The 18,008-nt window shown below is 73.2% G+C and carries 15 protein-coding genes; 4 read left to right on the plus strand and 11 right to left on the minus strand.

The window, feature by feature from the left end:
- Nucleotides 1-194 precede the first annotated feature (194 nt).
- From J4557_RS28640 to J4557_RS28650, 3 genes are all read left to right on the plus strand, one after another.
- Nucleotides 195-554, plus strand: coding sequence for a hypothetical protein (locus J4557_RS28640; RefSeq protein WP_208269854.1), 360 nt, complete (start codon nt 195-197; stop codon nt 552-554).
- A 201-nt stretch (nt 555-755) separates the two neighbouring features.
- Nucleotides 756-2,795, plus strand: coding sequence for a phenylacetic acid degradation bifunctional protein PaaZ (paaZ, locus tag J4557_RS28645; protein WP_208269855.1), 2,040 nt, complete (start codon nt 756-758; stop codon nt 2,793-2,795).
- 63 nt (nt 2,796-2,858) lie between these two features.
- Nucleotides 2,859-3,785, plus strand: coding sequence for a LysR family transcriptional regulator (locus tag J4557_RS28650; RefSeq protein ID WP_208269856.1), 927 nt, complete (start codon nt 2,859-2,861; stop codon nt 3,783-3,785).
- Here J4557_RS28650 and J4557_RS28655 read toward each other — a convergent pair.
- Genes J4557_RS28655 through J4557_RS28665 form a run of 3 tightly spaced genes read right to left on the minus strand, consistent with a single transcriptional unit; the run spans nt 3,763 to nt 7,588 of the window.
- Nucleotides 3,763-4,905, minus strand: coding sequence for a Glu/Leu/Phe/Val family dehydrogenase (locus J4557_RS28655; RefSeq protein ID WP_208269857.1), 1,143 nt, complete (start codon nt 4,903-4,905; stop codon nt 3,763-3,765). The genes J4557_RS28650 and J4557_RS28655 overlap by 23 nt on opposite strands.
- Complete coding sequence (locus tag J4557_RS28660) at nt 4,898-6,040, minus strand: NAD(P)/FAD-dependent oxidoreductase (protein WP_307800258.1); 1,143 nt, start codon at nt 6,038-6,040, stop codon at nt 4,898-4,900. The genes J4557_RS28655 and J4557_RS28660 overlap by 8 nt, the downstream gene beginning before the upstream one ends.
- Before the next feature lie 9 nt (nt 6,041-6,049).
- Nucleotides 6,050-7,588: an aldehyde dehydrogenase family protein gene (locus J4557_RS28665; protein ID WP_307800259.1), complete on the minus strand. Its 1,539-nt coding sequence runs from the start codon at nt 7,586-7,588 to the stop codon at nt 6,050-6,052.
- A 223-nt stretch (nt 7,589-7,811) separates the two neighbouring features.
- Between J4557_RS28665 and J4557_RS28670 the strand changes: the two genes are divergently transcribed.
- Nucleotides 7,812-9,947 (plus strand): thiamine pyrophosphate-dependent enzyme, encoded by a 2,136-nt coding sequence (locus J4557_RS28670; RefSeq protein ID WP_208269859.1) that lies wholly within the window; start codon nt 7,812-7,814, stop codon nt 9,945-9,947.
- Nucleotides 9,948-10,019: 72 nt separating this feature from the next.
- Here the strand turns inward: J4557_RS28670 and J4557_RS28675 are convergent, their stop codons facing one another.
- From J4557_RS28675 to deoC, 8 genes are all read right to left on the minus strand, one after another.
- Nucleotides 10,020-11,030 (minus strand): substrate-binding domain-containing protein, encoded by a 1,011-nt coding sequence (locus J4557_RS28675; RefSeq protein WP_208269860.1) that lies wholly within the window; start codon nt 11,028-11,030, stop codon nt 10,020-10,022.
- A 60-nt stretch (nt 11,031-11,090) separates the two neighbouring features.
- Nucleotides 11,091-12,140 carry an ABC transporter permease gene (locus J4557_RS28680; protein ID WP_208269861.1) on the minus strand — a complete coding sequence of 350 codons (1,050 nt, stop codon included), beginning with the start codon at nt 12,138-12,140 and terminating at the stop codon, nt 11,091-11,093.
- Nucleotides 12,137-13,630 (minus strand): sugar ABC transporter ATP-binding protein, encoded by a 1,494-nt coding sequence (locus tag J4557_RS28685; protein WP_208269862.1) that lies wholly within the window; start codon nt 13,628-13,630, stop codon nt 12,137-12,139. Before J4557_RS28685 ends, J4557_RS28680 begins: the two co-directional genes overlap by 4 nt.
- Before the next feature lie 12 nt (nt 13,631-13,642).
- Nucleotides 13,643-14,041 (minus strand): D-ribose pyranase, encoded by a 399-nt coding sequence (rbsD, locus tag J4557_RS28690; protein WP_208269863.1) that lies wholly within the window; start codon nt 14,039-14,041, stop codon nt 13,643-13,645.
- Nucleotides 14,038-14,982, minus strand: coding sequence for a ribokinase (locus J4557_RS28695; RefSeq protein WP_208269864.1), 945 nt, complete (start codon nt 14,980-14,982; stop codon nt 14,038-14,040). Before J4557_RS28695 ends, rbsD begins: the two co-directional genes overlap by 4 nt.
- A gap of 89 nt (nt 14,983-15,071) precedes the next feature.
- Complete coding sequence (locus tag J4557_RS28700) at nt 15,072-15,935, minus strand: aldehyde dehydrogenase family protein (protein ID WP_208269865.1); 864 nt, start codon at nt 15,933-15,935, stop codon at nt 15,072-15,074.
- Entirely contained in the window at nt 15,928-17,367 is a 1,440-nt protein-coding gene (locus tag J4557_RS28705; RefSeq protein WP_208269866.1) for an aldehyde dehydrogenase family protein, read from the minus strand. Before J4557_RS28705 ends, J4557_RS28700 begins: the two co-directional genes overlap by 8 nt.
- A gap of 6 nt (nt 17,368-17,373) precedes the next feature.
- Nucleotides 17,374-18,008 (minus strand): deoxyribose-phosphate aldolase (gene deoC / locus J4557_RS28710; RefSeq protein ID WP_208269867.1); only part of this gene is annotated, 635 nt, incomplete at its 5' end.

The following is an 18,008-nucleotide window of genomic DNA, read 5'->3' on the forward strand; positions in this document are numbered from 1 at the left end:
TCAAGATCTGTAACTTCGTTCTGCGGAAACCCGGCCAGCGGTTCCGTGGACGGATCCCGCGCAGGGACCTTCGTCCCTTGCCGGTCCCGGGCCCGACCGTGGTGAACTGGAACAAAAGGGCCCCGGCGGAGGCGGCCGGCCCGCACCGGCCGGACGACCCACGTACGGGGAGACGTTCTCTCGGGGGAGAGGCTATGGAAACCGGAATCCTGATCAGGTGGGGTGCTCCGAGGCCGGGGCGTGAGAAGGACGCCATCGACGTCCTGCAGAGCTCGATCGAGTACTTCCGCGGACTCGTGAACGACGGGAAGCTCACCTACTTCGAGCCCTTCATGTTCGGCAGCGGCGACTCCGAGGTCGAGACCGGGTTCTTCATCCTCAGGGGCGAGGTGACCCGCATCTTCGAGCTGCTCGACCATCAGGAGTTCCGCGATCTGCTCACCCGGGGCGGCATCGTGGCCGAGCACTACCGGCTCGACATGCTCGCCGTCGGCGAGAGCATCCAGCGGTGGCTCGGCGAGTACGAGCACGCCCTGACGACCGTGGGCGCCTGACCGGAAAGGCGCACGGGGCGGAACCCTCGGGTTCCGCCCTTCCGCCATGTCCGCCCCTCCCGCGCCGACCGTCACCGGAACCCCGCCAACGTGGTCGTCATATCGACAAAGACGCCCCCGTGCCGCTGTCATGTCTCCCAGGCGTGAACGGACGCCGATCGTGGCAGGAAGAACCAGAGATGTACGGACGAGGAGGTCCCTGTGGTCGTGCTGCGCAGTTACGTGTCGGGTTCCTGGCGTGCCCCCGAGGACGAGGGGGCGCCGTTGCACGACGCCGTCACCGGGGAGGAGGTCGCCCGGATCTCCTCCGCGGGGATCGACATGGGCGGCGCCCTTGAGTACGGGCGGACGGTCGGCGGACCGGTGCTGCGGGAGCTGACCTTCCACCAGCGCGCCGCGTTGCTGAAGGCGCTCGCGTCCCACCTGCGGGAGCACCGCGAGGAGCTGTACGCGCTGTCCGCGCGGACGGGCGCGACGCTGGGCGATTCGAAGTTCGACATCGACGGCGGCATCGGCGTGCTGTTCGGTTATGCGAGCAAGGGCAAGCGGGAGCTGCCGAACGACACGGTCCTGGTAGAGGGCGCCGTCGAGCCGCTCGGCGGGGGCGGCACGTTCGTCGGGCAGCATCTGTGCACGCCGTCCCACGGCGTCGCGGTGCAGATCAACGCCTTCAACTTCCCGGCCTGGGGGCCGCTGGAGAAGCTCGCCCCCGCGTTCCTCGCCGGGATGCCGAGCCTGATCAAGCCCGCGAGCCAGACCGCGTTCCTGACCGCCCGGCTGGTCGAGCTGATCGTCGAGTCGGGGCTGCTGCCGGAGGGCAGCGTGCAGATGGTCTGCGGCGACCCGCGCGACCTGCTCGACCACGTCACCGAGCAGGACATCGTGGCGTTCACCGGCTCGGCCTCGACGGCGAGGCTGCTGCGCACGCATCCGGCGATCGTCGGCAACGCGGTCCGCTTCAACGCCGAGGCCGACTCGCTGAACTGCTCGGTCCTCGGCCCCGACGCCGCGCCCGGCACCGCCGAGTTCGACCTGTACGTCAAGCAGCTCGTCGCGGAGATGACCGTCAAGGCCGGGCAGAAGTGCACCGCGATCCGCCGCGCCCTCGTCCCCGCCGCGCTGATCGACGGCGTCACCGAGGCCGTCCGGGAGCGGCTCGCGCGGGTGACCGTCGGGAACCCGGCCGACCCGGACGTGCGGATGGGCGCGCTCGCCACCCTCGACCAGCGCGAGGAGGTGCGGCGCTCGCTCAAGGCGCTGACGGACGCCGGCCGGATCGTGTTCGGCGACCCGGAGCGGGTCGAGGTCGTCGGCGCGGACGCCGAGCGCGGCGCGTTCATGTCGCCGGTGCTGCTGCGCGCCGACGACACCGGGCGCGCCGAGCCGCACGAGGTCGAGGCGTTCGGCCCGGTCAGCACCCTGATGCCCTATACCGACGCGGCGGACGCCGTCGCGCTCGCGGCGCGCGGCCGCGGCAGCCTCGCCGGGTCCGTGGTCACCGCCGACGCGGAGTTCGCGCGCGACGTCGTCCTCGGGCTCGCCCCCTGGCACGGGCGGCTGCTGGTGCTGAACTCCGAGGACGCCAAGGAGTCCACCGGGCACGGAGCGGCGCTGCCCGCGCTCGTCCACGGCGGCCCCGGCCGCGCCGGAGGCGGCGAGGAGATGGGCGGGATCCGCGGGGTCGTGCACCACATGCGGCGCACCGCCGTCCAGGCGGGGCCCGCGATGCTCACCGCGCTGACCGGCCGCTGGGTGCCCGGCACCGACCGCACCGTCACCGACGAGCACCCGTTCCGCAAGCACCTGGAGGACCTGCGGGTCGGCGACACCGCCGTCGGCGGGCCCCGCGTCGTCACGCTGGACGACATCGGGCACTTCGCCGAGTTCACCGGCGACACCTTCTACGCCCACACCGACGAGGAGGCCGCCCGCCAGAACCCGCTGTTCGGCGGCCGGGTCGCGCACGGCTACCTCGTCGTGTCGTTCGCGGCGGGCCTGTTCGTCGAGCCCGCGCCGGGGCCGGTGCTGGCGAACTACGGGCTGGAGAACCTGCGGTTCCTCACCCCGGTGAAGCCCGGCGACGAGCTGACGGTGACGCTGACCGCCAAGCAGATCTCGCCGCGCGAGGGCGCCGACTACGGCGAGGTCCGCTGGGACACCGACGTCACCAACCAGGACGGCGCGTCCGTCGCCAAGTACGACGTGCTGACGCTGGTGGCCAAACGGCCCGCGCGCGACTAGAACGGAAGGAGGGGGCGTCCGCGGGGGAGACGTCGAAGCGCCGCCGGTCGACGGGGAGCACCGATGATCAGTCCCCTGCACATCCAGACCGTGCGCGAGGTCGTGCGCACCGGATCGTTCGCGGACGCCGCCCGCAACCTCGGGTACACCGCGTCCGCCGTCTCCCAGCAGGTCGCCGCGCTGGAGCGCGCCTGCGGGCTGGTGCTGTTCGAGCGCCGGGCCCGCAGCGTGCGGCCGACGAGCGCGGCGTTCCTGCTGGTCAGCAAGGGCAACGACGTCCTGTCGGCGCTGGCCACGCTGGAGCGGGAGCTGCGCACCGTCGCCAGCGGCGAGCGCGGCGCGCTGCGGCTCGGCAGCTTCCCGACCGCCAGCTCCCGCATCCTGCCGCGGGTGCTGGCGGAGCTGTCGCGGGTCCGGCCCGGCATCGAGATCAAGCTGTCGGAGGGCGAGCCGGACGAGCTGCTGCCCGAGCTGCTGGACGGCGACCTCGACCTCCAGCTCGTCTACCGGTACGACCTGTTCCCGCGCGGCTGGCCCGACCAGATCGTCGAGACGCCGGTGATGGATGAGAACCTGGTGCTGTGCGTGCCGGCGGGGCACCCGCTGGCGGGCCGGCGCACCGCGCGGCTGCGGGACCTGCGGTCGGAGACGTGGATCGCCAGCCGTCCCGACAGCTGCGGCGCGCAGGCGCTGCTGCGGCTGTGCGGCACCGCCGGGTTCACGCCGAACATCGCGTTCCGCAGCAACGACTACGCGGTGGTGTGCGGGCTCGTCGGCTGCGGTCTCGGCATCGCGCTCGTCCCCGCGCTCGGCTGCGTCCCGCATCCGGGCCTGCGGACGCTGCGGCTCAGCCGCCGCACGCCGCGCCGCCACGTGACCGTGCTGCGCCGCACCTCCAACACCAACCCGCTGGTGAAGGACGCGATGCGCGGGCTGATGGACGTGGCGCGCGACGTCGAGGCGGAGATCAGCGGGGCCACCGGCCCTTGAGCTCCATCGCGGCGCGCACCCGCTCCTGCGCGAGCGCCAGCGCCGCCTCGTGCGTGGTCGTGCCCTCCGCGCGGGCGGCGGCGAGCACCTTCGCGGTGTTGCCCCGCATCGTCGACGAGACCGCCGCGAACACCGCGCCGGGGTCGGGGCGGAACGCCGAGTAGCGGGCGTCCATCGCGAACCCCGCCGCGACGACGCCTCCGGCGTTCGCCACGAAGTCCGGGACGACCGTGACGCCCCGCGCCGCGAGGACCCGCTGCGCCGGGCGGTCGGTCGGCAGGTTCGCGCCCTCCACGACGATCCGCGCCTCGATCCGCGCGGCGGCGTCCGCGCCGATCACGTCCTGCAGCGCGGCCGGGACGAGGACGTCGGCGGGCACCAGCAGCTCGGCCCCCGCGTCCAGGAGCCGCCCGCCGTACTCGCGGACCGCCGCGTCGCCGGCCTCGCCGCGCAGCGCGAGGAGGCGCGGGACGTCCAGGCCGTCCGGGTCGTACAGCGCGCCGTGGACGGTCGACACCGCCACGACGGTCGCGCCCAGCTCCGCCAGGCGGCGCGCGGCGGCGTGCCCGACCGCGCCGAACCCCTGCACCGCCACCCGCGCGCCGGACAGCTCCAGCCCGGCGTCGCGCGCCGCCGCGTCGGCGGCCTCCGCGACCCCGTACCCGGTCACGCCCAGCTCGTCGTAGGGCATGCCGCCCAGCGCGTGCGGGGTGCCGACCGCCGCGCCGCGGTCGCCCAACTCGTCCTGGACGATCGCCGCGTCCCGCTCCGTCAGCCCCATGTCGAGGCCCGCGACGTACCGCGAGGGGATCTCCTGCGCCAGCGCCCGCACGAACGCCCGCAGGATCCCCTCCCGGTCCGGGGACGCGGGGTCGGCCGCGATCCCCGCCTTCGCGCCGCCGAAGAACAGGTCGGCGCCCGCCCACTTGTAGGTCATCACCCGGGCGAGCCGCGCGACCTCCGCGACCGTCACGCCGGGGCTCATCCGCATGCCGCCCTTGCCCATCCCGCGGGCGGTGTTGTCGATGACGAGCACGCCGCGCATCCCGGTCCGGGCGTCCGACACGCACACGACCCGCTCGGGGCCCCACTCGTCCATCAGCGCGAGCACGTCAGACACGGTTGATCTCCGGGCGGAGGCGGTCGCCGGCGAACCGCGCGGCGTGCAGGGGGGCGACGTCCACGAAGGGCTCCCGGCGCAGGTACAGGTCGCGGACGACCTCGCCGACCGCCGGTCCCTGCAGGAACCCGTGGCCGGAGAACCCGGTCGCGTACAGGAACCGCGACACGCCGGGGTCCTCGCCGATCAGCGCGTTGTGGTCGGGCGTGACCTCGTACAGCCCGGCCCACCCGCCGGCCAGCCCGGCGTCGAGGAGGCGCGGCGCGCGGGCGGCGATGGCCTCGGTGAGCCGCGGCAGCCACGCGTCCGTCCGGTCGAGCAGGAAGCCGGGCCGCTCGTCGGGATCGGACATGCCGAGCAGCAGCCCCTCGCCCTCGCCGTGGAAGTAGAACGACGTGGTGAAGTCGATCGTCATCGGCACGGGACGCGGCAGGTCCGGCATGGGCCCGGTGAACGCGACCTGCCGCCGCAGCGGCTCGACCGGCAGGTCGACGCCCGCCATCGCGCCGACCTTCGCCGACCACGCGCCGGCGGCGCAGACGACGGCGGACGTGGCGATCCGCCCCCGCGACGTCTCCACCGCCCGGACCTCGCCGCCGGACGCGTCGATCCCGAGCACCTCGCAGCGCGTCAGCAGCGTCGCGCCGTGCCGCCGCGCGGCGGTCGCGTACCCGAGGACGACCGACTCCGGCGCGCAGTGCCCGTCGTCGGGGGAGAACGCGGCGGCGAGCAGCCCACCGGTCTCGATGAGCGGGGACAGCCGCCGCGCCTCCGCCACCGAGACCATCCGGCTCGGCACACCGAGGCCGTTCTGCAGCGCGACGCTCGCCTCGAAGGCGGCGACGTCCTCGGGCCGCGACAGCAGGAACAGGTAGCCGACCCGGTGCAGGTCGATCTCCTGCCCGGGACGCTCGCGGAACCGCGCGAACGCCTCCAGGCTGCGGGCGCCCAGCCGGATGTTCACCTCGTCGGAGAACTGCGCCCGGACCCCGCCCGCCGCCTTGCACGTCGACCCGGAGCCCAGCTCGTCCCGCTCGGCCAGCACCACCCGCACCCCGGCCTCGGCGAGGTGGAACGCGATGCTCGTCCCCATCACCCCGCCGCCGATGACGACGACGTCCGCTTCGGGCTCCACGGCGGCCCCCTACAGCCGGAAACCGAGGTCGGGGACGATCTCCAGGACGTCCATCTGCGCCTTCTGCAGCCGCCCCGAATGGTCCCAGTTCATCGACTGCCAGCGGGTGAACTGGTCCAGCACCCAGACGCCGGACTGGCGGCTGCCGTTGCCGGACCGCCCGTTCCCGCCGAACGGCAGGTGCGCCTCCGCGCCGGACGTCGAGTTGTTCACGCTGACCATCCCGGCGGACACCCGCCGCCGGAACCGGAACACCTTCGCCGGGTCCGTGGTGTAGATCGACGCGGACAGACCGTAGCCCGGCGCGTTCGCCAGCGCGATCGCCTCGTCCAGCGTCCGGTACGGGACGACGCCGACGACCGGGCCGAACGTCTCGTTCATGAACAGCTCGTCGGCGGGACCGACGCCGTCGACGATCACCGGATGGTAGAAGAGGCCGGCCTCCGGGTCCCCGACGAAGCCGGCGCGCGGGTTCGCCGCGGTGATCCGCCCGGTGCCGGACGAGCCGTGCACCGCGTGGCCGCCGCCGATCCAGCCGAGCGTCTTCTCGAACCCGGCGGCGAACCGCTCGCTGATGAGCGGGCCGTACAGGACGTCCTCGAACGGGTCGCCGACCGGTGCCGCGCGCACCGCCTCGTCCAGCTGCCGGACGAACGCGCCGTGCAGCGACTCGTGCACGATCGCCGTGCCGAGGGACGTGCAGCGCTGCCCGGCCGTCCCGAAGCCGGAGAACAGGGCGCCCTCGACGGCGAGCGGCAGCTCCGCGTCCTCGGTCACCACCATCGGGTTCTTGCCGCCGAGTTCCAGGCACGGCGTCTGCAGGTGCCGGCCGCACAGCTCGCCGATCCGCGACCCCACGTCCGTGGACCCGGTGAACCCGACCTTGTCGACGAGCCCTTCGCCGAGTGCGCGCTCCAGCCCGGCGTAGGTCTCCGGGCCGTCGGCGTAGAGGAGGTTGAGCACCCCGTCCGGCAGGCCCGCGTGCGCGAAGAGCTGGTAGAACGCCTCGGCGCAGGCCGCCGCGTACTCGGCGGGCTTCCAGACCACGGCGTTCCCGCACAGCAGCGCCGGGACGATGTACCAGGACGGCACCGCGACCGGGAAGTTCCCCGCCGTGATCACGGCGACGACGCCGACCGGGTCGCGGAACGTGAACAGCTGCTTGTCCGGCATCTCCGACGGCACGGTCCGCCCGTAGAGCCGCCGCCCCTCGCCGAGGAAGAACGCGCACGTGTCGGCGATCTCCTGGACCTCGCCGAGCGCCTCGGCGTACGGCTTGCCGACCTCGCGGGCGACGACGCGCGCCAGCGCCGGCTTGTTCGCCTCGACCAGCCGGCCGATCGACCCGACGACCTGCCCGCGGACCGGAGCCGGCACGTCGCGCCAGGCGTCCTGCGCCGCGCGCGCCGCCCGGCAGGCCCGGACGAGTCCGGCGGCGTCCGCGAGGGACACCTCCGCGACCAGGTCCGCGGTCCGGGACGGGTCGGTGGAACGGTACGAGCGCGGCCCCGCCGGGATCCGGGCGCCGCCGATGACGGAGGTGAGCACGGTTCCCACACTGAACGGGCCGCGGCGCCCGGCCAAGATCGGGCAGAGCGCGGCTTGCTTACCGCGAGGCCAAGCCCGGCTGAGGCTTCGCCCGCCGAGCACGCGCGTTAAGCATCCCTTGGCCACCTGACAACCGGATCGTGGCCTCGCACGAGTCGACCGGACGGCACGCGCGCACGATGCTCGTTACCGGATCGCTTCACCGCGCACTGCAGGAGCCCGCATGGCCGAGCCCGCCGACGTCCACTTCCTGGAGCAGGCCGCGTCGCTGAAGCCGCCGGCGTCCCCGCGCGCCCCCGGCCCGCTCGGAGACGAGGAGTGCCTGCGGCTGTTCGACGCGCAGCTCGGGAGCCGGCACCTCGACCTCGCCGCGCGATGGCTGCGCGCCCGTGACCGCGGCTACTACACCATCGGGTCGTCCGGCCACGAGGGCAACGCGGCCGTCGCCGCCGCGCTCCGTCCCGACGACCCGGCGCTCCTGCACTACCGGTCGGGCGCGTTCTTCCTGGAGCGGGCCCGGCAGGCGGGCGAGGCGGACCCGCTGCGGGACGTGCTGCTCGGCGTCGTCGCGGCGGCGGAGGACCCGATCGCGGGCGGCCGCCACAAGGTGTTCGGCAGCCGCCGCCTGCACGTCATCCCGCAGACCTCCACGATCGCCTCGCACCTGCCGCGCGCGCTCGGCGTCGCGTTCGCGATCGAACGGTCCGCGCGGCTCGGGGTCGCGTCGCCGTGGCCGCGCGACGCGGTGGCGGTGTGCAGCTTCGGAGACGCGTCCGCGAACCACTCGACGGCGGCGGGCGCGATCAACGCCGCGGTGAACTGCGGGTTCCAGGGACTGCCGATGCCGCTGCTACTGGTCTGCGAGGACAACGGCATCGGCATCAGCGTCCGCACCCCGCCCGGCTGGATCGAGGCCGCCTACGGCTCGCGTCCCGGCCTCGCCTACTTCCCGGCCGACGGCGGCGACCTGGAGGACGCCTGCGCGGCGTCCCGGCGCGCCGCCGGCTGGGTCCGCGAGCACCGCCGCCCCGCGTTCCTGCACCTGCGCTGCGTCCGGTTGATGGGCCATGCCGGCTCGGACGTCGAGTCGGCCTACCGCACGCCCGCCGAGATCGCCGCGGACCTCGCCGCCGACCCGCTGCTGCGCACCGCGCGCCTCCTCGTCGACCGGGGCATCGCGACCGCCGACGAGATCGTCCGGCTGTACGAGGCCAAGCGGCGCGCCGTGATCCGGCGCGCGGAGCAGGTCGAGGACGCCCCGCGGCTGGCGTCCGCAGCCGAGGTGGCGGCCCCGATCCGGTACCGCGTCCCCGGCCCGCGGGACCGGGCCGAGGCGCCCGGGGGAGGCGAGCGCGTCACGCTCGCGCAGGCGATCAACGGGACGCTCGCCGGCCTGCTCGACGAGCGGCCCGGCATGGTCGTGTTCGGGGAGGACGTCGCCCGCAAGGGCGGCGTCTACGGTGTGACGCGCGGGCTGGCGAGACGGGCCGGGGCGGCGCGGGTGTTCGACACGCTCCTGGACGAGCAGTCGGTCCTCGGGCTCGCGCTCGGGTTCGGCGTCGCGGGCATGCTGCCCGTGCCGGAGATCCAGTACCTCGCCTACCTGCACAACGCCGCGGACCAGATCCGGGGCGAGGCGGCGACGCTGCCGTTCTTCTCGGCGGGGCGGTACCGGAACCCGATGGTGGTCCGCATCGCCGCCTACGCGTACCAGAAGGGGTTCGGCGGGCACTTCCACAACGACAACGCCGTGGCGGCGCTCCGGGACGTGCCCGGCCTCGTGATCGCCTCTCCCGCCAGGCCCGACGACGCCGCCGGGATGCTGCGGGCCTGCGCCGACGCCGCCGAGCGCGACGGCCGGATCTGCGCGTTCCTCGAGCCGATCGCGCTCTACCACGCCCGTGACCTGTACGAGGAGGGCGACGGCGGCTGGCTCGCCCCGGCCGGCGGCACGGTGCCGCTCGGACGCGGCCGCACCTATGGGGACGGCCGCGACCTCACCATCGTCACCTTCGCCAACGGGCTCCGGATGAGCCTGCGGGCCGCGCGCCGTCTCCGGGCCGGCGGTGTCCGGTGCCGCGTGCTCGACCTGCGCTGGCTCGCCCCGCTGCCCGTGGACGACCTGCTGCGGGAGGCCCGCGCGACCGGCGCCGTCCTCGTCGCGGACGAGACGCGGCGCACCGGCGGCGTCTCCGAGGGCGTCCTGGCGGCCCTGGCCGACGCCGGGTTCGACGGCCGCGCGGCCCGCGTCGCGAGCGAGGACTCCTTCATTCCGCTCGGCGACGCCGCCGCCCGCGTGCTGCTGTCGGAGGACGCCGTCGCCGGGGCCGCCGGGCGGCTGCTCGGCCGTCCCCTCTGACGGGGGCGCCGAAGCGGGCGGAGAGCGAAGGTCCCGCCGCCCCGGTCCGGGGCGGCGGGACCGATCGCCGGACTACTTCAGGGACGCCGGGACGTCGGCGGCGTCGCCGAGCCCGACCAGGTAGTCGGCGTACTCCTTGGCATCGGCCTTCGTCACGAGCCTGCCCTGCAGCGTCTCGTCCGCCGCGACCTGCTTGCCCGCGAGGATGTCGGCGGCGAGCGCCATGACCTTCTGCCCGAGCGCGAACGGCGACTCGGCGTTGGTCGCGTACATGTCGCCCGCCGCGACGGCGGCCAGCGCGTCGGAGATGCCGTCGTTGCCGACGAGCTTCACCTTCCCGGCCAGGTTGCGGGCCTTCAGCGCGGACAGCACGCCCATGGCCATCTCGTCGTTCGCCGCGTAGACGCCGTTGATGCCGGGGTTGGCCTGCAGCACGTTCGTCATCACGTTGAGCGCCTTGGCGCGGTCGAAGTCCGCGGCCTGCTTGGCGACGACCGTGATGCCCTTGTGCTTCGCGATCTCCTCGTTGAAGCCCTTGCTGCGGTCCTGCGCGACGTTCGTGCCGAGCAGGCCCTGGATCTCCACGACCTTGCCCTTCTCACCGACGGCCTCGGCGAGCGACTTGGCGGCGTTCCGCCCGGCCTGGACGGCGTCGTAGCCGACGAACGTCGCGAGTTTGCCGCCGGACGGCTTGCGGTCGAACGCCATCACCGGGATGTTCGCGCCGTTCGCCTGCGTCACCGACGACGTCGCCGACTGGGTGCTGACCGGGTCGATGATGAGGATGCCGGTCTGCTTGGAGACGGCCGTCGTCGCCTGGTTCAGCGCGGCGGCGTCGCTGTTGTTGGCGTTCTGCACGTTCAGCTTGATGCCGAGCTTGGCCGCCTGCGCCTGGGCGCCGTTCTTGACGCTGACGAAGAACGGGTTGTTCAGCGTGCTCATGATGATCGTCGCGTCCTTCTTGCCGGACGCCTTGCCGGTGTCGGCGCCGGCGTCGTCGCCGGAGCGGCTGCACCCGGTGAGGGCGAGCGCGGCGGCGGCGGTCACGGCGATCGCGGCGCGGGTGGTACGGGCCACGCGCATGGGTGTCTCCTTTGCGGGGGTGGGGTGGGGTGGGGTTGGGGTGGGTGGGGTGGGAACCGGTCAGCGGGTCTTGGCGGCGGTGGTGCCGCGAGGCGACGTGCCGCCGTGCGCGGTGCCGTCCGCGCGTTTCGGGAGGAGGGAGCGCAGCACGTCGATGTTGCGGTCCAGGAACACGGCCAGCAGGATGACCAGGCCCTTCACGACGTTCTGCAGGAACGGCGAGACGTCGAGGAGGTTCATCCCGTTGTCGATGACGCCGAGGACGAGCGCGCCCACGAGGGTGCCGAGCAGGGTGCCGCGCCCGCCGGCGAGGCTCGTCCCGCCGATGATGACGGCGGCGATGGCCTCCAGCTCCAGGCCGGTGCCGGCGGTCGGCTCGGCGGTCGACAGCCGGGCCGTCAGGATGAACCCGGCGAGCGCCGCCAGCACCCCGCTGATCACGAACGCGAGGATCTTGACCCGGTCGGTGCGGACGCCGGACAGCCGGGCCGCCTCGGTGTTGTCGCCGGTGGCGTAGACGTGCCGGCCGAACCGCGTCCGGGCCAGCAGGTATCCGGCCACCGCGAACACCACCAGCATGATCACGACGGGGACGGGCACACCGGCGATCCGGCTCTGCCCGATGCCCTGGAAGTCGTAGTCGGTGACGGCGACGGGGTTGCCCTTGGTGAGCTGCAGGCTGAACCCCGACAGCACCGACATGGTGGCGAGCGTCGCGATGAACGACGGCATCCGCGTCTTGGTGACGAGCAGCCCGTTCACCAGCCCGATCGCGGCGCCGGCCGCCACGCCCGCGCCGACCCCGGCGACCAGGCCGTGGTCGCGGAGCGTCTGCGCGGTGACGACGGCGGTGAAGCCGAGCGCCGCGCCGACCGACAGGTCGATCTCCGCCAGGATGATCACGTAGGTCTGGCCGACCGCGAGCAGCGCCGCGACGGACGTGGCCAGCCCGACGTTCATCAGGTTGTTGTGCGTCAGGAAGACCGGCGAGGCGATGGTCAGGACGACCCCGACCAGCAGCAGCATCCAGACCGCGCGCAGCCTGCGGGCGGCGGCGGCCGCCGAGGAGAGCCGGTGCCGGGACGCGAGGCTCGTGACGGTGGAGGTCATGGGGCACCTACCAGTGCGTGTTCGAGGATGTTCTGTTCGTTCACGTCGTCGCCCGTCAGCTCGGAGACGGGCCGCCCCTCGCGCATCACGAGGACGCGGTCGGACATGGCGACGAGCTCGGGCAGGTCGGAGCTGACCAGCACGACGGCGACGCCGTCCGCGGTGAGCCCGTTGATGATCCGGTAGATCTCGGTCTTGGCGCCGACGTCGACGCCGCGGGTCGGCTCGTCCATCAGCAGCACCCGGGGGCCGGTCATGACCCACTTGGCGAAGAGGGTCTTCTGCTGGTTGCCGCCCGACAGCGACCCGACCGGGACGGACGGCGACGCCGCGCGGACCCGCAGGTCCGCCATCACCTTCCCGGTCTCGGCGCGCTCCCGGCCGCGCCGGACGACGTCGGCCGTGGTGAACCGGCCGAGGGACGGCAGCGACACGTTCGCCTCGACCGACTGCCGCATCGCGAGGCCCTCACCGGACCGGTCCGGGGTGACGTAGGCGATGCGCCCGGCGATCGCCCGCCGCGGGTCGCGCGCCCTGACCGGCTCGCCGTCCACGGTCACGGTTCCGGCGGTCAGCGGATGCAGGCCGAACAGGGCGCGCAGCAGCTCGCCGCGGCCGCAGCCGACCACGCCGCCGATGCCGAGCACCTCGCCCGCCCGGACGTCGAGGTCGACGTCATGGAACGCCGCGCCGCCCGACGCGCCCCGGACCCGCAGGACGACCCGGTCCGTGGCGTTGCGCTCCTTCGGGTAGAAGTCGTCCACGGCGTCGCCGACCATCGCGGTGACGACCTGGGCCGGCGTGAGCGACCCGGTGGGCTCGTCCAGGGTGACGCGGCCGTCGCGCAGGACGACGATCCGGTCGGACAGCTCGAACACCTCGTCCAGCCGGTGGCTGATGTAGAGGATCGTGACGCCCGCCTCGCGCAGGCGGCGGACCTGCTCGAAAAGCCGTTCCGACTCGCGCTCGTCCAGCGCCGCCGTCGGCTCGTCCAGGATCAGCAGCCGCGGCCGGTGCGTCATCGCCTTCGCGATCTCGACCATCTGCCGCTCGGCGACGCCGAGCCCGCCGACGGGGCGCCGGACGTCGATGTCCAGGCCGAGCTCCCGCAGGGCGGACGTCGCGGCCTCCGCCATCCGGCGCCGCGACACGCTCAGCCGCCCGAACCGGCCCTCCCGGTCGAGGACGTGCATGTTCTCCGCGACGGACAGGTTCGGGAACAGGTTCTGCTGGAACTCCTGGTAGATGACCTCGATGCCGAGCGCCATCGCGGCCTGCGGGTCCTTCAGGACCGTGGCCTCGCCGTCGATGAGGACGCGCCCGCCGTCGGGCTGGTGCGCGCCGGAGATCACCCGGGTGAGGGTGGACTTGCCGGCGCCGTTCTCGCCGCACAGCGCGACGACCTCGCCCTGCTCGACCGCGAGGCTCACGCCCCGCAGCACGTGGTTCTCCCCGAACGACTTGTGGACGTCGGACAGCTGCATCCGCATGTCGATCTCCCGTCAGTAGACGACGCCCGCGGTGAGCAGCACGTTCGCGTACGGGGTGAACTCCCCGGACCGCACCGCCGCCCGCGCGCCGCCGGTGGCCCGCTTGAACTCGGTGTGCGGGACGAACCGCACCGGCACGCCCGGGAGGCGCGCCTCGATCTCGGCGAGCATCTCCGGGCTGTGCAGCTTGATCTCCTCCGACATCAGCACCCCCTCCACGGCGACCTCCGCGAGGACGGCGTCCAGCAGGTCGAGGAAGCGCGGCAGGTTCTCCCGCACCGCGAGGTCGACCCGCTCCACCCCGGGCGGGATGGGCAGCCCGGCGTCGGTGACGGCGAGCAGGTCGGTGTGGCCCAGCTCGGAGATGACCCGGGCCAGCTGGCCGTTGAGCGTTCCGTTGTTGCGCCTCATCGGGCGGCTCCTTCCAGGGTGGTGCCGGTCATCAGTGCGTCCACCGCGTCGCGTCCGGGGAGGGACGGGCTCGCGCCGGGACGGGTCGTCGCCAGCGCGCCGGCGGCCATCCCGCGCCTGATGGCACGTTCCAGGTCGTCGCCGGCCGCGAGCGCCGCGCCCAGCGAGCCGGTGAACGCGTCCCCGGCGGCGGTGGTGTCGACGGCGGTGACCTCGTAGGCGGGGAAGTGGCGGGCGCCGCCGGCGGTCACGGACACCGCGCCGCCCGCGCCCAGCGTGATCAGCGCGTGGCCGACGCCGCGGTCGAGGAACCATCGCCCCGCCCGCTCGGCGGACGCCGCGTCGGTCACCTCCACGCCGGTCAGCTCGGTCGCCTCGCTCTCGTTCGGCGTGACGAGGTCGATGTTCCGCCACGCGTCGTGCGGCAGCGGCTGCGCGGGGGCCGGGTCGAGGACGACCGTCAGCCCGGCCGCCCTGCCCGCCTGCGCGGCATGGCAGGTCGTCGCGGCGGGGACTTCGAGCTGCAGCAGCAGGACGCCGACCTTCCCGGCGGTCGCGGCGATGCTCGCGTCGACCATCGCCGGACCGAGGTCCGCGTTCGCCAGGGGGGTGATGACGATGTCGTTCTCGCCGGACGCGTCGACCCGGATGTGCGCGACGCCCGTGCGGCCGTCCACGGTCCGGACCTGGTCCAGCTCGACGCCGTGCGCACGCAGGCCGTCCAGGACGATCTCGCGGAACGGGTCCCGGCCGACGCACCCGGCGAGCCACGTCCGCGCCCCCGCACGGGCGGAGGCGACCGCCTGGTTCGCCCCCTTCCCGCCGAGCACGAGGGTGAAGTCGTCGCCGAGCACGGTCTCGCCGCGCCGCGGGAACCGTGCGCTGAACGCGGTCACGTCCGCGGTGATGCTGCCGACGACGAGAACACCGTGGGGTTCCATCGCGGTCCTCCTGTTCCGGCTGTTCGAAGCATGGGTGGGGAGAGGTCACGGCGGTTCCGCCGTGTCCTTGGCCGATGTGCGGTCGTGGATCAGACCCCGACGGGGTGCCAGACGGTCTTGGTCTCCAGGAAGGCGGTCATGCGCGCGGTCCCGGGCCGGGCGTTCCAGTCGGTGGTGGTGGGACGGTGGACGCGTTTGAGGTTGCCGGCGGCTTTCTCTTCGAGGTCCTGGACGTGCTCGTCCGGGACGCCGGTGAGGTCGATGGCGTTGACGTCCATGTGGGTGGCGAGCCAGGGGGCGAGTTCGGTGCGGTGGCCGGTGAGGATGTTGATGACGCCGCCGGGCAGGTCGGAGGTGGCGAGGACTTCGGCGAGGGTGATGGCGGGGAGTGGTGCGGGTTGGGAGGCGATGACGACGGCGGTGTTGCCGGTGACGATCGCGGGTGCGATGACCGAGACCAGGCCGAGCAGGGGTGAGTCGGGGGCGATGACGGCGACGATGCCGGTGGGTTCGGGGGTGGAGAAGTTGAAGTACGGTCCGGAGACGGGGTTGGCGGCGCCGGTGACGGCGGTGATCTTGTCGGCCCATCCGGCGTACCAGACCCACCGGTCGATCGCGGCGTCCACTTCGGCGGCTGCGCCGGTTTTGGACGCGCCGGCGTGCCGGAGTTCGGCGGTGAACTGGTCGCGGCGGCCTTCGAGCATCTCGGCGATGCGGTAGAGGATCTGGGCGCGGTTGTAGGCGGTGCGGCCGGACCAGCCGGGGAAGGCTTTGCGGGCGGCGGTGACCGCGTCGCGGACGTCTTTGCGGGAGGCGTGGGCGGCGTTGGCGACGAACCGTCCTTTGGCGTCGGTCACGGGGTAGGACCTGCCTGACTCCGATCGGGGGAACGCGCCGCCGATGTACAGCTTGTAGGTCTTGCGGACGGTGAGCCGTTCAGTCCGTTCAGGCATTGAGGTAGGCCTCCAGTCCGTGGCGTCCGCCTTCGCGGCCGAACCCTGATTCCTTGTAGCCGCCGAACGGGGAGGCCGGGTCGAACTTGTTGAAGGTGTTGGCCCACACCACCCCGGCGCGCAGCCGCTGCGCGGTCCACAGGATCTGCGAGCCCTTGTCGGTCCAGATCCCCGCCGACAGCCCGTAGGGGGTGTTGTTGGCCTTGGTGACGGCTTCGTCGGGGGTGCGGAACGTCAGCACCGACAGCACCGGCCCGAAGATCTCCTCCCGGGCGATCCGATGCGAGGCCGCCACCCCGGTGAACACCGTCGGCGGGAACCAGAACCCGCGGTCGGGCAGCTCACAGGCCGGGGACCAGCGGGCCGCGCCCTCGGCTTCGCCGGCCGCCGACAACTCGCGGATCTTGGTGAGTTGCGCGGCGGAGTTGATCGCGCCGATGTCGGTGTTCTTGTCCAGGGGGTCACCGACCCGCAGCGTCGCCATCCGCGCCTTCAGCCGCTCCAGCACCTCGCCGGCGACCGATTCCTGCACCAGCAGCCGCGACCCGGCGCAGCACACGTGCCCCTGGTTGAAGAAGATCCCGTTGACGATGCCCTCGACGGCCTGGTCGAGCGGCGCGTCGGCGTAGACGATGTTGGCGGCCTTGCCGCCCAGCTCCAGCGTCAGCCTCTTGCTGGTCCCGGCGAGGGTGCGGGCGATCTGCCGTCCGACATCGGTGGAACCGGTGAACGCGACCTTGTCGACACCGGGGTGGGCGACCAGCGCGCGGCCGGTATCGCCGGCGCCGGTGATGATGTTGACGACGCCGGGCGGCAGGTCGGCCTGGCGGCAGATGTCGGCGAACAGCAACGCGGTCAGCGGCGTGGTCTCGGCCGGCTTCAGCACCACGGTGTTGCCGCAGGCCAGCGCGGGCGCGATCTTCCACGCCAGCATCAGCAGCGGAAAGTTCCACGGGATCACCTGCCCCGCCACCCCCACCGGCCGCGGATCCGGACCGAAACCGGCGTACCCGAGTTTGTCGGCCCAGCCCGCGTAGTAGAAGAACCACGCCGCGACCAGCGGCACGTCCACGTCCCGGGACTCGCGGATCGGTTTGCCGTTGTCGATCGACTCCAGCACAGCCAGCTCACGCGACCGCTCCTGGATGATCCGCGCGATCCGGTACAGGTACTTCGCCCGTTCCGCCCCCGGCATCGGACCCCACACCCGCTCAAAGGCGGCACGGGCGGCCTTAACGGCACGGTCCACATCCGATTCATCAGCGCAGGCGACATCGGCCAGCACACTCTCGTCCGCTGGGTTGATCGTCTTGAACGGCTCACCGCCACCCTCGACGAACTCGCCGTTCACGAACAGCCCGTAGGAGCCGCGGATGTCAACGACCGACGCCGACTCCGGCGCGGGCGCGTACTCGAACTCGAAAGCAGCCATGATCGCTCAGTCCAGGGTGAAGTAGTCGGGACCGGAGTACACCCCGGTGGTCAGCTTGCGGCGCTGCATCAGCAGGTCGTTCAGCACGCTGGAGGCGCCGAGGCGGAACCACTGCGGGGTCAGCCAGTCCGGCCCGGCGGTCTCGTTCACCAGCACCAGGTACTTGATCGCGTCCTTGGTGGTGCGGATCCCGCCCGCGGGCTTCACGCCGACCTGGCGGCCCGTCGCGGCGCGGTAATCGCGGACGGCCTCCAGCATCACCAGCGTCACCGGCAGCGTCGCCGCTGGGGACACCTTCCCGGTCGAGGTCTTGATGAAGTCCGCACCCGCCCGCATCGCCAGCCACGACGCCCGCCGCACGTTGTCCAGCGTCGCCAGCTCACCGGTCTCCAGGATCACCTTCAGATGCGCGTCGCCACACGCGTCCTTGACCGCGACGATCTGATCGAAGACCGTCCCGTAGTCGCCGGACAGGAACGCGCCCCGGTCGATCACCATGTCGATCTCGGCCGCGCCCGCCTGCACGGCCGCGCGGGTGTCGGCGAGCTTGGCCTCCAGCGGCGCCCGCCCCGACGGGAACGCCGTCGCCACCGACGCGACCCCCACCCCCGACCCGTCCAACGCCGCCACGGCCGTCTCCA

The sequence above is a fragment of the Actinomadura nitritigenes genome (assembly GCF_017573545.1).
Taxonomy (GTDB): Bacteria; Actinomycetota; Actinomycetes; order Streptosporangiales; family Streptosporangiaceae; genus Spirillospora; species Spirillospora nitritigenes.